Below are 15,474 nucleotides of genomic sequence, written 5' to 3' on the forward strand. Positions count from 1 at the left end.
ATCAACTGCTACCTAGTTGGGAATCCACGCACCGAATTGAGGAGAAGTTTTGAACCAGGCATTTGTGTACGACGCCGTGCGTACCCCGTTCGGCAAGTTCGGCTCAGGCCTCGCGGCCGTCCGCCCGGATGACCTTGCCGCGCACGTGATCAGCGAATCCGTGAAGCGCGCTCCGGGGCTGGACCCTGAGCGCATCGATGAGGTCGTGTTCGGCAACGCCAACGGTGCCGGCGAGGAGAACCGCAACATCGCCCGGATGGGCACGCTGCTCGCGGGGCTGCCGGTCTCGATCCCGGGCACGTCCGTGAACCGGCTGTGCGGGTCCTCCCTGGACGCGGCGATCATCGCCTCGCGCCAGATCAACGCCGGCGACGCCGAGCTCATGCTCGTGGGCGGGGCCGAGTCGATGTCCCGCGCCCCCTGGGTCCTGCCGAAGACGGAGAAGCCCTACCCGGCCGGTGACATGACCCTGGCCTCCACCACGCTGGGCTGGCGCCTGGTGAACAAGGCCATGCCCAAGGAGTGGACCATCTCCCTGGGCGAGGCCACCGAGAGGCTCCGCGAAAAGTACGGCGTGACCCGCGATCAGCAGGACGAGTTCGCCGCGAACTCGCACAACCTCTCCGCCGCCGCGTGGGATGAGGGCTTCTACGACAACCTGGTGGCCCCGGTCCCGGGCACGGACCTGGTCCGGGATGAAAGCATTCGCGACGGCTCCTCCGCGGAGAAGCTGGCCGGGCTGAAGACGGTGTTCCGCGCCGAGAACGGCACCGTGACCGCCGGGAACGCGTCCCCACTCTCCGACGGCGCCTCCGCAGCCTGGATCGGGTCCGAAAATGCCGCCGGGCTGCTGGGGCTAGAGCCGCTGGCCCGCATCGCCGGCCGCGGCGCGCACGGCAACGATCCCCAGTTCTTCGGCTACGCCCCGGTGGAGGCCGCGAACAAGGCCCTCGCGAAGGCCGGCATCAGCTGGGACCAGGTCGGCGCCGTCGAACTTAACGAAGCGTTCGCCGCACAGTCCCTGGCGTGCATCAACGCCTGGGGCATCGACCCCGCCATCGTGAACCGCCACGGCGGCGCGATCGCCATGGGCCACCCACTCGGCGCGTCCGGCACCCGGATCCTGGGCACCCTCGCCCGGTCCCTGCAGGCCTCCGGGCAACGCTGGGGCGTCGCCGCGATCTGCATCGGTGTGGGCCAGGGCCTGGCCGTTGTCCTCGAAAACGTCACTGCTGGAAAGGCATAACGATGCTGAATTTTGTTGATTCCGTGAACGAGGCCGTGTCCGGCATCAAGGACGGCTCCACCGTGATGATCGGCGGGTTCGGCAACGCCGGGCAGCCGTTCGAACTGATCGACGCACTGATGGACTGCGGTGCGAAGGACCTGACGGTGGTGAACAACAACGCCGGCCAGGGCGATCAGGGCCTGGCGCTCCTGATCAAGGAAGGCCGGGTCAGGAAGATGATCTGTTCCTTCCCGCGGCAGTCCGATTCCTGGCACTTCGACGCCAAGTTTCACGCTGGTGAGATCGAGCTGGAACTCGTCCCGCAGGGCAACCTGGCCGAGCGCATCCGCGCCGCGGGTGCCGGCATCGGCGGGTTCTTCACCCCCACCGGGTACGGCACCATGCTGGCCGAGGGCAAGGAAACCCGCATCATCGACGGCCGCGGTCAGGTGTTCGAGACCCCCATCCACGCCGACGTCGCGCTGATTAAGGCCCTGAAGGCCGACGGCGTGGGGAACCTCGTGTACCGCAAGACGGCCCGGAACTTCGGCCCCATCATGGCCGCCGCCGCGAAGCACACGGTGGTCCAGGTGTCCGAAATTGTCCCCACCGGCGGACTCGACCCGGAAAACGTGGTCACCCCCGGAATCTACGTCAACAGCATCGTGAAGGTGGCCTGAGCATGAGCACCGCAACTTCCCTCCAGACCAGTGACAAGCCCCTGGGCCGCGCCGAGCTCGCCGAGCTCGTGGCACGGGACATCAAGCCCGGCTCGTTCGTGAACCTCGGCATCGGCCAGCCCACCCTGGTATCGAACTACCTCAAGCCCGAGCAGAACATCACCCTGCACACGGAGAACGGCATGCTCGGCATGGGTCCCGTGGCCGTGGGTGACCAGATCGACGGCGACCTCATCAACGCCGGCAAGATACCGGTCACCGAACTCCCGGGGGCGTCCTACTTCCACCATGCTGACTCGTTCGCGATCATGCGCGGCGGCCACCTGGACATCTGCGTGCTGGGCGCCTTCCAGGTCTCGGCCACGGGCGACCTCGCCAACTGGCACACCGGCGCGCCTGACGCGATTCCCGCCGTCGGTGGCGCCATGGACCTGGCCACCGGCGCCAAGGACGTCTTTGTGATGATGACGCTCCTGACCCGCGAAGGCGCCTCCAAGATCGTGGAAGCATGCACCTACCCGCTCACCGGAGTCGGCTGCGTCACCCGCGTTTACACAGACAAGGCCGTGTTCCTGACCGGGCCCGACGGCGTCACAGTCCGCGAGACGTTCGGCTGCACCCTGGAGGAACTCCAGGAACTGGTGCCGGTCCCGCTGAAGGCAGCCGCTTAGTCCCGTTGCGAGGCCCGCTCCACGTTCCAAAGCCGCGTCTTGGGACGCAGAATGGGCCTCGCCGCCGGTGGTTGGGGAGCGAAACCTGACCCCGCCCACCCCTTTAGGATTGGTAACCATGACCAACGCACCAGCAGCTGCACGCGCCGCTCCGCAGGCGAGCGACCAGTACGTGCAATCGCTGGCGCGCGGGCTGGCCGTCATCCGTGCCTTCGACAACGACCATCCGTTGATGACCCTTTCCGAGGTGGCTGCGCGGACCGACCTGACCCGGGCCACCGCGCGGCGGTTCCTGCACACACTGGTCGAGCTCGACTACGTCCGGACCGACGGCAAGACGTTCGCGCTCACCGCCAAGGTCCTGCAGCTCGGCTACGCCTACCTTTCCGGGCTGTCCCTGCCGCAGCTCGCCCAGCCGCACCTGGAGGAACTTTCCCTCAAACTGGGTGAGTCCACCTCCGCGGCCGTGCTGGACGGCACGGAGATCGCCTACATCGCCCGGGTGACCACGCGCCGGATCATGAACGTCGGCATCACGGTAGGCACCCGCTTTCCCGCCTACGCCACGTCCATGGGCAGGGTGCTGCTTGCCGCCCTGCCGGCCGCCCGGCTCAAGGCCTACCTTGCCGACGCGCAGATCAGGCCGCTGACGCCGCGGGCGCTCGGAACCGTTCCGGAGCTGGTGGCGGTGCTGGACACGGTCCGGGCCCAAGGCTGGTGCCTGCTGGACCAGGAGCTTGAATTGGGGCTGATGTCCGTTGCGGCTCCGGTCTATGACGGCCCCACCAAGGTGGTGGCCGCCGTCAACGTATCCCTGCAGGCCCAGTCCGTGGCGGCCCAGCCGGACCCGGAAGCGTACCTGGCCTCCGTTGCGCAGGAAATTGTGGCCACGGCCAAGCTCATCTCGGCGGACCTGACCGCGCGCGGCTGACCGCCACGAGTTTTTGTCCAGATAATCCCGGCTTCGGGACCCGGAAGTGTGAATATCTGGACAAAAACTCCTCGGTGCGTCATAGACTCAAGCCAACTACGTCCGTAAGGGAGCTGGCGGTTGAAACTGGGCATACCGCGGGAACGGCATGAGGGTGAGCGCCGTGTTGCCGCCACACCGGAAACAGTCAAACAACTGGCGGGGCTGGGCCTGGACGTCCTGATCGAAGCGGATGCGGGTGCCGCCGCCGGCCACTCGGACCACGAGTACGCCCAGGCCGGAGCCCGCATCATCCGGGCCCTCGACCCCGCTGAGCTGGACATCCTTGCCCACGTGCGGCCCTTGGAACCCGCGACGGCGAAGGCGCTGAGAAGGGGCGCTGTCACCGTGGGCCTGGCCTCGCCGTCGTCCGAGCTCGCAACTGTGCAGGCACTCGCGGAAGCCGGCGTCACGTCCTTCGCCATGGAACTGGTGCCCCGCATCTCCCGCGCGCAGTCCATGGATGCGCTCAGCTCCCAGGCCCTGGTTGCCGGCTACCGCTGCGTGCTGGAAGCCGCCATCAGGCTGCCCCGGTTCTTCCCGCTGTACATGACCGCCGCCGGCACCGTCCCGCCGGCCCGGGTCCTGGTGCTCGGCGCCGGTGTCGCCGGGCTGCAGGCCATCGGCACGGCAAAGAGGCTCGGCGCGCGCGTGTCCGCCAACGACATCCGGCCCGCCTCCGCCGACGAAGTGGCGTCCATGGGCGGAACCTTCATCAACCTGGACCTGGAAACGGCGGAGGCCTCCGGCGGTTACGCCCGCGAACTCAGCGCCGACCGCGGCGCCCTCCAGCGCGAACTCCTCGCCCCGCATGTTGCCCAGGCTGATGTCCTGATTACGACGGCGTCGGTCCCCGGCGGGCGCGCCCCGCTCCTGGTGAGCCGCCAGATGGTGCGGGGCATGCGCCCCGGGTCGGTTGTCGTCGATCTGGCCGCAGAGTCCGGGGGCAACGTGGAGGGTGTTGTTCCCGGCGAGGACATCCTGTTGCCCACCGCCGACGGCCAGGGTTATGTCACCCTGGTGGGGCTGAAGGACGCACCGTCCGCGATGGCCTCGGACGCGTCCCGGCTCTACGCGAAGAACGTTGCCAACCTGCTCGCCCTGATGATCCGGGACGGCAAAGTGACGCCCGACTTCGGCGACGACGTGATCGCCGGTGCCTGCCTCACGCACGACGGCGCTGTGCGGCACCTGCCTACGGCCGAGGCTCTGGCGGCGGTCATCCCGGCACTGCCCGACCATGCGCCCAGGGTCCAGGAAGCGCAGCTCCAGAACGAGGGGGGAATCTGATGGACGGCATGAGCCTGCTGACCGTCACGGTGCTGGCGGTGTTTGTGGGCTTCGAGGTGGTCTCGAAGGTTTCCAGCACCTTGCACACGCCCCTCATGTCCGGCGCGAACGCCATCCACGGCATCATCCTGGTGGGTGCCATTATCGTTGCCGGCCAGGCCACGGACCCGGGCATCCTGGCCGTCGCACTGCTGGCGGTGGTGCTGGCCACCGCCAACCTGGTGGGCGGTTTTGTGGTCACCGACCGGATGCTGCACATGTTCCGGGCCCGCAGGGAGGACGGAAAGTGAGCCTCCTCGATCCGGTCTGGACCTCCCTCCTTTACCTCGCCGCCGCAGTTTTCTTCATCCTGGCCCTCCGCGGCCTTAGCTCTCCACGCACCGCCCGCCGCGGCAACCTGCTCGGCGCCTTCGGTGCGCTGCTCGCCGTCGTCACCGTGTTCCTGTCGGCCAGGCTGGAGAACATCCCCTGGATCATCGGAGCCATCGCGGTGGGAACGGCGGTAGCCGCGCCCGTGGCGCGGCGGGTGAAAATGACGCAGATGCCCCAGCTGGTTGCCCTGTTCAACGGCGTCGGCGGCGGTGCCGCGGCACTCGTCGCGTTGCTGGAACTTGGCCACAACGAAGACCCCTGGGTGCGGCTCGCCATCGTCTTCACCCTCCTGGTGGGGGCCGTGTCCTTCGCGGGATCGGGCGTCACGTTCGCCAAGCTCCAGGAACTGATGACCACCCGCCCGGTGGTGTTCGCCGGGCTCCCCGTGGTGATGGCGGTGGTGCTGCTCGCCGCGGTAGGGACCGCCGTCGCCGTCGTCTTCACCGGTTCCCTGCCGCTCGCGGTGCTGCTGCTGGTGCTGGGACTTGTTGCCGGCGCACTGCTGGTGCTGCCCGTGGGCGGGGCCGACGTGCCAATCGTCATCTCACTCCTGAACGCTTTCACCGGCCTTGCGGTGGCCGCGTCCGGCGTGGTGCTGGGCAACGTGCTCCTGGTGGTGGCGGGCACGCTGGTGGGTGCCTCCGGCACCATCCTCACCCGGGCCATGGCCGCGGCGATGGGCCGCAGTGTGGCCGGAATCCTGTTCGGTGCCTTCAAGGGAGGCTCGACGGCGGGATCCACCGCCGTCAGCGAACGTCCGGTCAGGTCCTCCAGCGCCGAGGACGTGGCGGTACTCCTGGGCTACGCGCAGCGGGTCATCATTGTGCCGGGCTACGGACTGGCCGTGGCGCAGGGACAGCACACCGCCGCGGAGCTGGCGCTGGCCCTCGAAGCACGCGGCATTGAGGTGGACTTTGCCATCCACCCGGTGGCCGGCCGGATGCCGGGGCACATGAATGTTCTCCTGGCCGAGGCCAACGTGCCGTACGAGTCGCTCAGGGAGATGGGCGAGATCAACTCCGAATTCCGGACGGCCGACGTCGCCTTGGTGGTCGGAGCCAATGATGTGGTGAACCCGGCCGCAAAGACGTCATCCGGCTCGCCGATTTATGGCATGCCCATCCTGGAGGTGGCCGACGCCCGTCAGGTGATCTTCCTGAAGCGCTCCATGCGGCCCGGCTTCGCAGGGATTGAGAACGAGCTCCTGTACGAACCGCAGACATCCCTGCTCTTCGGCGACGCCAAGGATTCACTGGCCAAGGTGCTGGGCGCCGTGAAAGCGCTGTAGCAAGTAGCCTTTCCACAAGCGTATTCAACTTCATCGAAGGACACCATGACTGCCAACGGCTCCACGGACCTCAAGCGTCCGGCCATCATCATCAATCCCGCCAAGCCGGTGGAAGTCGACGTTAAGGCCCTGGCGGCCAAGCACTGTTCGGAAAACGGCTGGGGTGAGCCCATCTGGCTCGAGACCAGCAGGGAGGACCCGGGCGTCGGCCAGGCGAGGGAAGCGCTCAAGCAAGGGGCCGACGTCGTTATTGCCGCCGGCGGCGACGGTACCGTGCGGTGTGTGGCTGAGGTGCTGGCCGGCGGGGATGTGCCCATGGGGCTGCTTCCGTTCGGCACCGGAAACCTCCTGGCCCGAAACCTCGGCATGGACGTCGCGGACTTTGACGGGGCCATGGCCGGGGCGCTGGCGGGAACCGAGCGAAAGATCGACGTCATCCGCGCCCGCCGGAACGACCCCGACAAGGAGCAGCTCTTCCTGGTGATGGCCGGCGTGGGCTACGACGCCACCATCATGGCCGACACCAACGAGGACCTGAAAGACAAGGTGGGCTGGCTGGCCTACGTGGACGCGGGGATCCGGAACCTGCCCGGCAAACCGGTCAAGGCCACCATTGTGATCGACGGTAAATCCGTGGTGCACCGCGGCATCCGCAGCGTCATGGTGGGCAACTGCGGCAAGGTCCAGGGCGGGCTGGAGATCTTCCCCGATGCCAAAATGGATGACGGCCTGCTGGACGTGGCAGTGCTGGCACCACAGGGGAAGCTGGGTTGGTTCTCGGTGATCGCCGGCATGATCGGCAAAGGCCGGGGCAAGGACACAGCAGTGGAGTATTTCCAGGGGAAATCCGTGGAGATCACGCTGGAACACAACGACGATTTTCAGCTGGACGGCGACCATGACGGCGAAGGCAAGCACGTCCTGATGACCATCGACCCCGGGGCGCTCACCGTCCGCATGTAACCCGCCCAACCAGGTAGCAGCAGGTGTCGGTTTGAGGGCTTGGAACGACATCTGCTGCTACCTGGTTGGGGTGGGCCGGCCTACATGAGGTGGGCCGGGGCCGGACGGTGGGCCAGGATTTCTGCGAGCTCGGCGAGCCGGTGCGCGCGGGCTGACTCGGCGGGCGTGAACGGTTCGCCGGGACGGGCAAAGGTCAGGGGCCCGTGCCAGGCGGTGGGGATCTTAAGCCGGGTCCCGGCGTCGTGCTTTTCCACGGCAGCTTCGGCCGGGGTGAGGACCCTGGCGCGCAGCAGTTCGGCCACCGCGAGCGGGAGTTCGTCCGGCGCGTCGGCGATCCGGGCCGCCAAGGTCAGCGCCTTGGTCTGGCCGTCGGCCATGGCAAGAGCGGTGGTGGGCCAGACGTGGGAGCGGGAGCCGCCGGCGTCGTCCAGTGCCTCCAGCAGTTGCCGTTCACTCAGGTCGCCCGGCGCGGACAACACAAACTCGTCCAGAACGCCGCCGGCGACCGGATGGACGTGGATGCTGAGGATGTTGGTGTCCAGCCGGGCCAGCGCCTTGGTGACCCGCTGCAGTGAGCCCGGCTGGTCCTGCAGGACCGTGCGGGCCCGCCACAGTGCCGGTGCGCTGCCCAGCCTCTTCCGGTGCCGGAGCGCCGGCGCGTGCAGCCACCCCCGCAGGATTCTGGCTGCGGAGGGTTCGGCCACCCAGATCACCAGCACGGTGGCCGTGAGGGTGAGGACCAGCACCTTGGCCAGGTACGGCAGGGGCGTTTCCACCACCACGGCATGGACCAGCAGTTCAATCGGGAGCATCACGGCCACGTTGGCCACGGTCAGTCGGGTCTTGGTGGGTTCGGGCATCAGGCCGCAGACTTCACAGCTCAAATCCGAGGCGGCTGGATTACTTGCGGTGGGCTTCATGGCTCAAGCGTTGCGTGGTGGTGTTACGGGGGTGTTGCCTTGCCGTTCCGAACGTGGGAAAGGTCCGGGACATAGGATGAGGGGTGCTGGTCCTGCCGCTCCAGGGCGGGTATCTCCTGCACGGGCTACCGAAGGAAGAGGCACTCGGAACGTGAAGTTTTTCGCTGAAATGTTCAGCATTGCGCCGGCCAACAACGATCACCAGCCAGCGCTGCGCTGCGCCGTTGGAATATTTGTTCCCCTGATCACCCTGCTTTTGCTCGGCCGGCTGGACGTGGCAATTTTCGCCTCTTTCGGTGCGTTCACGGGAATCTACGGACGCAATGTTCCGCATGGCACCCGGTTTGTGGTGCAGCTTCGGGCCGGCCTGCTGATGCTGCTGGTCATGTTTTTGGCTGCCCTCGCGGCGAGGATGGGGGACGCCTGGGGGCTGGACCAGGCGGTGACCACCTGGCTCCTGGTTGTGGCCACCACCTTGGTGGCCGGCGGTTGTTCCGTGGCCATCGCCCTGCTGCGCCTTCGCCCGGCAGGCTCGCTCTTCCACATCTTCGCGTTTGCGGCCATCGCCTCCATCCCTAACCAGCCGCCAATCCTGGACGCCATGCTGGTGGCTGTGCTCACCACTGCGCTGTCGCTGGTGATCGGCTTCTCCTCGCGCGTGCTGCCCAGCCACCGCGCGCCTTGGGTGTGGCCCGCTCCGATCCGGCTGGCGGATGGCGAGGAACGGACGGCGTGGCTGGAAGGCCTGGGCTACCTTGTGGCCGCCGGGGTGGCAGGTTCCCTGGCCACTCTGGCCGGGCATTGGCTCGGGTTCGGACACAACTATTGGGCGATGGTCGCAGCTGTTGTCCCGCTGGTGGGGCACACCACCCGGCACCGGGTCCGGCGGGGCATCCAACGAATCATTGGCACCGTGCTGGGCCTGGCATTGCTCGCCGCCATCCTGCTGCTGAATCTCGCTCCGTGGCAGATCGTGCTGGTCATCGCCCTATGCCAGTTCGGCGCTGAACTCTTCATTGCCCGCCAATATGTGCTGGCCCAGGTCGTGGTGACACCGCTGGCTCTGATCTCCACCCTGCTGGTGGTGCCGGCGTCGCCCACTATCCTGCTGCGCGACCGCATCATCGAGACGGTGATCGGCGCCGCCGTCGGCGTAGCCGTGGTGCTGGCGCCGGCCCTATGGCGGCGCCGTCGAGTGTAATCTGGCTGGGTGCACCATTGAATGGAAGGAGCGGCCATGGCCAACTCGCTGTCCGGTGACTCGGTAGTGGACCGCGTGGTCCGGGTGATCTCAGCCTTCCCCGAGGGCGTCAGCAGCCTCCAGCTGTCCGAGCTTGCGGACCGGGCAGGGCTGCCCCTGACCACCGCGCACCGGCTCGTACGGCAGTTAGCCGCGCACGGCCTGCTGGAAACGGTCGACGGCGGGGCGGTGCGGCCCGGGCTGCGCCTGTGGGAGTTGGTCAACCGCAATTCGCCCACACTGGCGCTGCGGCAGGCCGCCATGCCGTTCATGGAAGACATCCAGCAGGTCCTGAACCAGAACGTGAACCTGGCGGTTCTGGACGGCTGGGAAGCGCTCTTTGTGGAGCGGCTCTCCCGGCGCGGATCCGTTGCCAACCGGGCCAGGGTGGCCGGCCGGATGCCCGTCCACGTGTCTTCGGCCGGGCTCGCACTCATGGCCCACCAGGACAAGTCCGTGCAGTCCGCGTATCTTGACCAGTTCTCCGATCCCGGCGGCAGCGTGACAGCGGATGCGGTTCGTGCCCTGCTGAGCGAAGCGGCCCATCAAGGATTCGCCCAGCTCGCGGGCGTGGTGGACCCCGACACCTGGGGCATAGCCGTCCCCGTGCTGAACGGACGGCAGCGCGCCGTGGCCGCGCTCGGCGTCGTCGTCCCCTTGCGGGAGATGCGGCTGCAGGCCCTGGTGCCCGCCCTGCAGACAGCAGCGCGAGGCATCGCCCGCAGGCTCGGCGACGCCGGAATCTAGGCCCACATTCCGTTGAACGGAATGGGTGTTACGCCAATCACCTTTCGCGCTGCACACTGAAAGCCAGACAAACCACCAGGCTCTGCAGGCAGTCAGAGCCCCCGCAACGAAGCGAGGACCAACCATGGCACAACGTAAAGTCATCACCACCCAGGTGGCCATCATGGGCGCCGGCCCCGCCGGCCTGATGCTCTCCCACCTCCTGGCCAAGGCCGGCATCGAATCCACCGTCATCGAGGTGCGCAGCCACAAGGACATCTCCGAAACGGTCCGCGCCGGAATCCTGGAACACGGCACCGTCAACCTGCTGGTGGACAGCGGCGTCTCGGACCGCGTGCTGCGCGACGGCGACCGGCATGACGGCATTGAGCTGCGCTTCAATGGCGAAAGCCACCGCATCGACTTCAAGGACCTCGTGGGCGAATCCGTGTGGCTCTACCCCCAGACGGACGTTTTCCTGGACCTCGCCGCGCGGCGGAAGGCCGACGGCGGCGACGTCCGCTACAGCGTCACGGACACCACCGTCCACGACCTCGAGGGCAAACCGAAGGTCTGGTTCACCGACTCGGACGGAGTCGAGTTTGAGATCCAGGCCGAGTTCCTGGTGGGCGCGGACGGTTCACGCAGCCACTGCCGCTTCCAGATCCCCGAAGCCCACCGCAAGTGGTACTTCCACGAGTACCCGTTCGCCTGGTTCGGCATCCTGGCGGAGGCCCCGCGGAGCTCCGACGAGCTGATCTACGCCAACTCGGACAACGGCTTTGCCCTGATCAGCCAGCGCACCGAGACGGTGCAGCGGATGTACTTCCAGTGTGATCCCAAGGAGAACGTGGCCGAGTGGGATGACGACCGGATCTGGGCTGAATTCCGCAGCCGGGTCAACGGCAACGGCTTCGAGCTGAAGGAGGGCCCCGTCATCGACAAGATGGTCCTGCCGTTCCGCAGTTTTGTGCACACCCCCATGCGCTACGGAAACCTGTTCCTGGCCGGCGACGCCGCACACACCGTGCCCCCCACAGGGGCCAAGGGCCTGAACCTGGCCATCCACGACGTGAAGATGCTTTTTGAGGGACTGGACAGCTACTACAAGTCCGGCTCCACGCAGTTGCTGGACTCGTTCAGCGACAGCGCCCTCGAGCGCGTCTGGAAGGCGCAGCAGTTCTCCTACTGGATGACCACCATGCTCCACACCCCCACTGAAGCGGATGACTTCTCCCGCGCCCGCCAGCTCGGCGAACTTAGCTCGGTGGTCTCTTCGAAGCACGGCATGGCCTACCTGGCCGAGGCATACACTGGCTGGCCCGGGGTCCGCTAGGCGCTGACATGCGGCTCGGCCTTAACGCCGGGCCGCAGGTTAGCCGCCAAGCGGCCCGTTAGGCGCCGAGGCGTCCGCCGGATGCCTCGAGGTAGCAGGCGCCGCACAGGGATTCGTACCAGACGTCCTGCCCGTCGATGGCCACCTGGTCGCCGTCGAAGACCACGTCGTTGCCGACGCGCCGGGTGTTGAAGATGGCTTTGCGCCCGCAGCGGCAGATCGTCTTGAGCTCCTCCACCGTGTGGGCGACCTCCAACAGCCGGCGCGATCCGGGGAAGGCGTGCGTCAGGAAGTCCGTCCGGATGCCGTAGGCCAGCACCGGCACGTTGTCCAGGATGGCGATGCGGAACAGGTCATCCACCTGGTCCGGGGTGAGGAACTGTGCCTCGTCCACCAGCAGGCACGCCACCGGCTTCTGATCCACGTGCTCCAGGAGGGCATCGGGGTCATCGCCGGCTGCATGGGCGGCGAAGAGTTCCCGGACGGACGTGTCTGGCGCAATCAGGAAGTCCACGGACCGCGTCATCCCCAGCCGGGACACAATGTCGGTGTCACCCTTGGTGTCCACGTCGGGTTTGGCCAGCAGGACGCGCTGGCCCCGCTCCTCGTAGTTAAAGGCCGCCTGCAGGAGTCCGGTGGATTTACCCGAGTTCATGGCGCCGTAGCGGAAGTAGAGCTTGGCCAAGATGGTCCTTTCAATGGGTCCGGCTATCGATCCTATGCCGAATATCCGCGGGCCATGCCGGTGTGTGTCCGCGCTGGCAGATGCCGGCGATTGCTCACGGTTTCCCGGAGTCTCTGTGGATCCGTTCCAGGCAGTCAGAACAGGAGAGGTGCCAGCCGAAGCGTCAGCTCGCGGGCCGCTTCGGCATGTTCGCAGATGGTGGCGAACCGTTCTGCGGGGCCGGAGAGACAGAGTGCCCCGCCGGCTGACCCGTTGGGCATTCGTACCGGAAGGGCCAGGCTGGCGGATCCTGATTCAAATTCATTGATTTCCGAGGCCTGGCCTGTGAGCCTTATTTCCGCGAGTTGCTCGTCCAGCCGGCCATGATCGGTAATGGTCTGCTCCGTCAACTTCACCAACTGACCGCCCGGAAGCGGGAAGACCGAATCACCAAGTTCAGCGAGCATCAGTTTCCCCGCTGCGGAGGTGTGCGGGTACCGGAGCAGCTCGAAGACCGAGTGGAGCGGATAATCAGGATCTTCATCGGCGATCCTGAGGGAAGCACTCCTGAACACAAAGAGGTGCACCGCGAAACGGTTTCCCTGCCGAAACTCTTCTATGACGGCGCGGGCGGCGGTGGGAACGGTGGGCGGGGCCGCAGCAGTCACCAGATCTGAAATCGCGTGTCCGAGTGCGAAGCCACGGAGATCAGAAGTGCGGACCAGATATTCGTCTCCGACAAGCGCATTCAAGAGCCTGTAGGCGGTCGCCGGAGGCATACGCAGGCCATCAGTGATCTCTTTCGCCGTTGTTCCGGTGCCGAAGCGTGCCACGATTTCCAGGATTCTGAGCGAGTTTGACGCCGGGCCGGAACCGGCGTGTTTTGGCCTGTAGTTCATTTGACCGGGCCGCCATGAAACAGGTCTGATTCCCGGGTCTCGTCGTAGATCCCAACGCCCGCCAGCCGCTCAGGTAACCGGATGCGAAGGTAGGTGGCGAAAATGACGCTTGCGAGGAGCACACTGCCGTAAATGACGGTCTGCATGTTGCCTGCGCGAATCGTTACCGTCGCAGCCGTCCAGAGCACCGCACCGAGGACCAGGGAAGTGGTGGCTCCGAGTATCCAACTGGCGTAAGTGCCCTCCCCTATCCGGCGCAGGAAGAAGGGCAGGGACGCACTGGCCAGGACATAGGACCCGAGGTATCCGTAGGCGCCCAGCGTGAAGAGATTGGCGAGGCCCTGCTCAGGTCGTGCTCCGGAGATGACCATCGCGATGGGAACGATGGCAACAATCGGCATGACGGCCAGGATCGCCGTCGAGGGCGTCCGAAAAATGCGATGCGTCCGGCCGACTGCCCGTGGGGCAACGCCTTCTCTGCCCATGCAGAAGAAAATCCGGGCCAGAGCGTTCACGGATGCGATGGCGCACGCAAACCACGATGCAGTGATTCCCAGGTCAAGGAGTGCGGCGAACACCGGGGAGGTCTGCGAAAAAAGGTCAGACAACGGTGTAGGGCTGGCTGTAATGCTTGCCGGGGCCTCTCTGAGGGCTACGTCCTGGGCGGTCGCGGCGAGGAGATAGAGAACGCCCGCCAGAACGGGGGTCCAGGTGATGGCCCGTGGAACGCTGACGAAGGGTTTCTGCGCCTCGCCTCCGAGCGTGGTCGGGCTTTCAAAGCCAACAAAGGCGCTGACAGCCACCACGATTGCGATCGATAACGAATCAAAATTTCCGTTCCACGCAAACACAGTCCCGAGATTGACGTCCGGCTCGTGGAAGGCGAAGTAGACCACCATGAGGACGGCAAGGATCCCGATTGAAATGGTTTCCATTAACAGTGTGGACCACGCGGATAACTGGATCCCCCTCACCATAAGGAAACAGGCGGCACCTGCGGCCGCAAGAATGACCAGCGCCGTGACTAACCTTGCATCGGCCACGGGGATGCCCAGGTTAGTGAACAGCTCAACGGCATATGTACCAACAGCCAACAGACTGGCCATGGCCACAAGACCGTACCCGAAGATGGCCGACCAGCCGGCGGTAATAGCTGTCCGTTGGCCAAGCCCCTTGGCTGTGTAGCTGTAGAGCCCGCTGACGGCAGCCATTCGCTTTGCCATTGGTCTCAGGCATAAGGAAACCAGGATCATGACCGCCATGGCTACACCGAATGTCAGCACAAGGTTCGGTCCGTCGGACCCAAAGACAAGGCCCGGAAAGATCAGGGCCGGAATGACCGTCATCGCACCCGCGGGTGCCACGTTGGCTATTGACTGCGCGAACACCGGCAGGAAGGAAAGCTTCCGGCGCCTCAGACCCTCCACTGGAGAGCGGGGCGTGATGAAGCGATCACCGCGGGCAGACACTGGGACCAACTTTCCCTCCGGCGTGCGGGCTCGTCGTTGATTTCGCGTGACAAGAGTCACTGGCCGGAGGTGCAAAACATTAGCATTCCCTGCTCTCGATGACGCCCGCGGAAGCGTTTGTGAATGTTTCCAGCATGTTAACTGCAGTGAGAAAAATCTGGATCGATTTTCCCACGCCCTAAGGCTTCCCGGCCCACTCCCGAATGTTTCCAACATGTTAACTGGGGCGGGAAAATGCCTCCGCGAATTTCCCACGCAGAGATCACTAAAAGGCTCGCCCCGGGTGTGCTGCATGACGTAGTTTTTCTTCCACAGACGGAATGCAAGTGATCGACATCACGCCAGCAGTGCTCAGAGTAGAGCTCGACTGACACTTCTGAAATTGAGGATGTCGATTCCAAGTGATCCCTTCTCTAGCCTCATCCGGACTCGGGAGTGATCTTTAGCGCAGCATCGTATGGACAAGGGAATTGACAGTTCTGACAAAACTAAAGATGAGTAGTTCTGTTATTCCGCGAATCTTTGCGGCTATTTATTCCGCAATGGCAATTCAGCCGGCATCAGCCGGGGAAGCGGCGCCGGCCGCTATCCCGTGAGCCCTCATTTTGAAAAGAACCAAGGAGAAAACCATGACTCTCAACACTGAAATTCACGCCGAGGTTGGGGTATCGCACCCGTTGGATCCGTTGTCGCGTGCGGAGATTTCCCGGGCGGCGGCGATCCTGAAGGACGGGCCGGCCGCGGCGGAATCGTTCCGT

Annotated in this window: 15 protein-coding genes; 11 read left to right on the forward strand and 4 right to left on the reverse strand. The window is 65.6% G+C overall.

What is annotated here, in order from left to right:
- Window positions 1–49 precede the first annotated feature (49 nt).
- The 8 genes from AC1DIM_RS17970 (at window position 50) to AC1DIM_RS18005 (ending at window position 7,462) form a co-directional block, all read left to right on the forward strand.
- Window positions 50–1,246 (forward strand): thiolase family protein, encoded by a 1,197-nt coding sequence (locus tag AC1DIM_RS17970; RefSeq protein ID WP_477711860.1) that lies wholly within the window; start codon window positions 50–52, stop codon window positions 1,244–1,246.
- A 2-nt stretch (window positions 1,247–1,248) separates the two neighbouring features.
- Window positions 1,249–1,908 carry a 3-oxoacid CoA-transferase subunit A gene (locus tag AC1DIM_RS17975; protein WP_477711861.1) on the forward strand — a complete coding sequence of 220 codons (660 nt, stop codon included), beginning with the start codon at window positions 1,249–1,251 and terminating at the stop codon, window positions 1,906–1,908.
- Between the two features lie 2 nt (window positions 1,909–1,910).
- Window positions 1,911–2,579 (forward strand): 3-oxoacid CoA-transferase subunit B, encoded by a 669-nt coding sequence (locus AC1DIM_RS17980; RefSeq protein ID WP_477711862.1) that lies wholly within the window; start codon window positions 1,911–1,913, stop codon window positions 2,577–2,579.
- 118 nt (window positions 2,580–2,697) lie between these two features.
- Window positions 2,698–3,510 (forward strand): IclR family transcriptional regulator domain-containing protein, encoded by an 813-nt coding sequence (locus AC1DIM_RS17985; protein ID WP_477711863.1) that lies wholly within the window; start codon window positions 2,698–2,700, stop codon window positions 3,508–3,510.
- Between the two features lie 120 nt (window positions 3,511–3,630).
- Complete coding sequence (locus AC1DIM_RS17990) at window positions 3,631–4,839, forward strand: Re/Si-specific NAD(P)(+) transhydrogenase subunit alpha (protein WP_477711864.1); 1,209 nt, start codon at window positions 3,631–3,633, stop codon at window positions 4,837–4,839.
- On the forward strand, window positions 4,839–5,129 hold the full coding sequence (locus tag AC1DIM_RS17995; RefSeq protein ID WP_477711865.1) for an NAD(P) transhydrogenase subunit alpha part 2: 291 nt from the start codon (window positions 4,839–4,841) through the stop codon (window positions 5,127–5,129). The genes AC1DIM_RS17990 and AC1DIM_RS17995 overlap by 1 nt, the downstream gene beginning before the upstream one ends.
- On the forward strand, window positions 5,126–6,499 hold the full coding sequence (locus AC1DIM_RS18000) for an NAD(P)(+) transhydrogenase (Re/Si-specific) subunit beta (RefSeq protein ID WP_477711866.1): 1,374 nt from the start codon (window positions 5,126–5,128) through the stop codon (window positions 6,497–6,499). Before AC1DIM_RS17995 ends, AC1DIM_RS18000 begins: the two co-directional genes overlap by 4 nt.
- Before the next feature lie 45 nt (window positions 6,500–6,544).
- On the forward strand, window positions 6,545–7,462 hold the full coding sequence (locus tag AC1DIM_RS18005; protein ID WP_477711867.1) for a diacylglycerol/lipid kinase family protein: 918 nt from the start codon (window positions 6,545–6,547) through the stop codon (window positions 7,460–7,462).
- Window positions 7,463–7,542: 80 nt separating this feature from the next.
- Here the strand turns inward: AC1DIM_RS18005 and AC1DIM_RS18010 are convergent, their stop codons facing one another.
- Window positions 7,543–8,382 (reverse strand): ACT domain-containing protein, encoded by an 840-nt coding sequence (locus AC1DIM_RS18010; protein ID WP_477711868.1) that lies wholly within the window; start codon window positions 8,380–8,382, stop codon window positions 7,543–7,545.
- A gap of 151 nt (window positions 8,383–8,533) precedes the next feature.
- On the opposite strand from AC1DIM_RS18010, the gene AC1DIM_RS18015 reads away from it, so the two are divergent.
- The 3 genes from AC1DIM_RS18015 (at window position 8,534) to AC1DIM_RS18025 (ending at window position 11,684) form a co-directional block, all read left to right on the forward strand.
- A complete protein-coding gene (locus AC1DIM_RS18015) occupies window positions 8,534–9,583 on the forward strand; it encodes an FUSC family protein (RefSeq protein ID WP_477711869.1) in 1,050 nt (349 codons plus the stop codon).
- 36 nt (window positions 9,584–9,619) lie between these two features.
- Window positions 9,620–10,369: an IclR family transcriptional regulator gene (locus AC1DIM_RS18020; protein ID WP_477711870.1), complete on the forward strand. Its 750-nt coding sequence runs from the start codon at window positions 9,620–9,622 to the stop codon at window positions 10,367–10,369.
- 124 nt (window positions 10,370–10,493) lie between these two features.
- Window positions 10,494–11,684 (forward strand): 4-hydroxybenzoate 3-monooxygenase, encoded by a 1,191-nt coding sequence (locus AC1DIM_RS18025; protein ID WP_477711871.1) that lies wholly within the window; start codon window positions 10,494–10,496, stop codon window positions 11,682–11,684.
- Window positions 11,685–11,742: 58 nt separating this feature from the next.
- Here the strand turns inward: AC1DIM_RS18025 and AC1DIM_RS18030 are convergent, their stop codons facing one another.
- The 3 genes from AC1DIM_RS18030 to AC1DIM_RS18040 form a co-directional block, all read right to left on the reverse strand.
- A complete protein-coding gene (locus AC1DIM_RS18030; RefSeq protein ID WP_477711872.1) occupies window positions 11,743–12,369 on the reverse strand; it encodes a thymidine kinase in 627 nt (208 codons plus the stop codon).
- A 134-nt stretch (window positions 12,370–12,503) separates the two neighbouring features.
- The gene (locus tag AC1DIM_RS18035) at window positions 12,504–13,247 is read right to left on the reverse strand and encodes an IclR family transcriptional regulator (RefSeq protein ID WP_477711873.1); all 744 of its coding nucleotides are present in this window, start codon (window positions 13,245–13,247) and stop codon (window positions 12,504–12,506) included.
- A complete protein-coding gene (locus tag AC1DIM_RS18040) occupies window positions 13,244–14,716 on the reverse strand; it encodes an APC family permease (RefSeq protein WP_477711874.1) in 1,473 nt (490 codons plus the stop codon). The genes AC1DIM_RS18035 and AC1DIM_RS18040 overlap by 4 nt, the downstream gene beginning before the upstream one ends.
- Window positions 14,717–15,474 lie beyond the last annotated feature (758 nt).

This window comes from Pseudarthrobacter sp. 01T43, assembly GCF_056398665.1.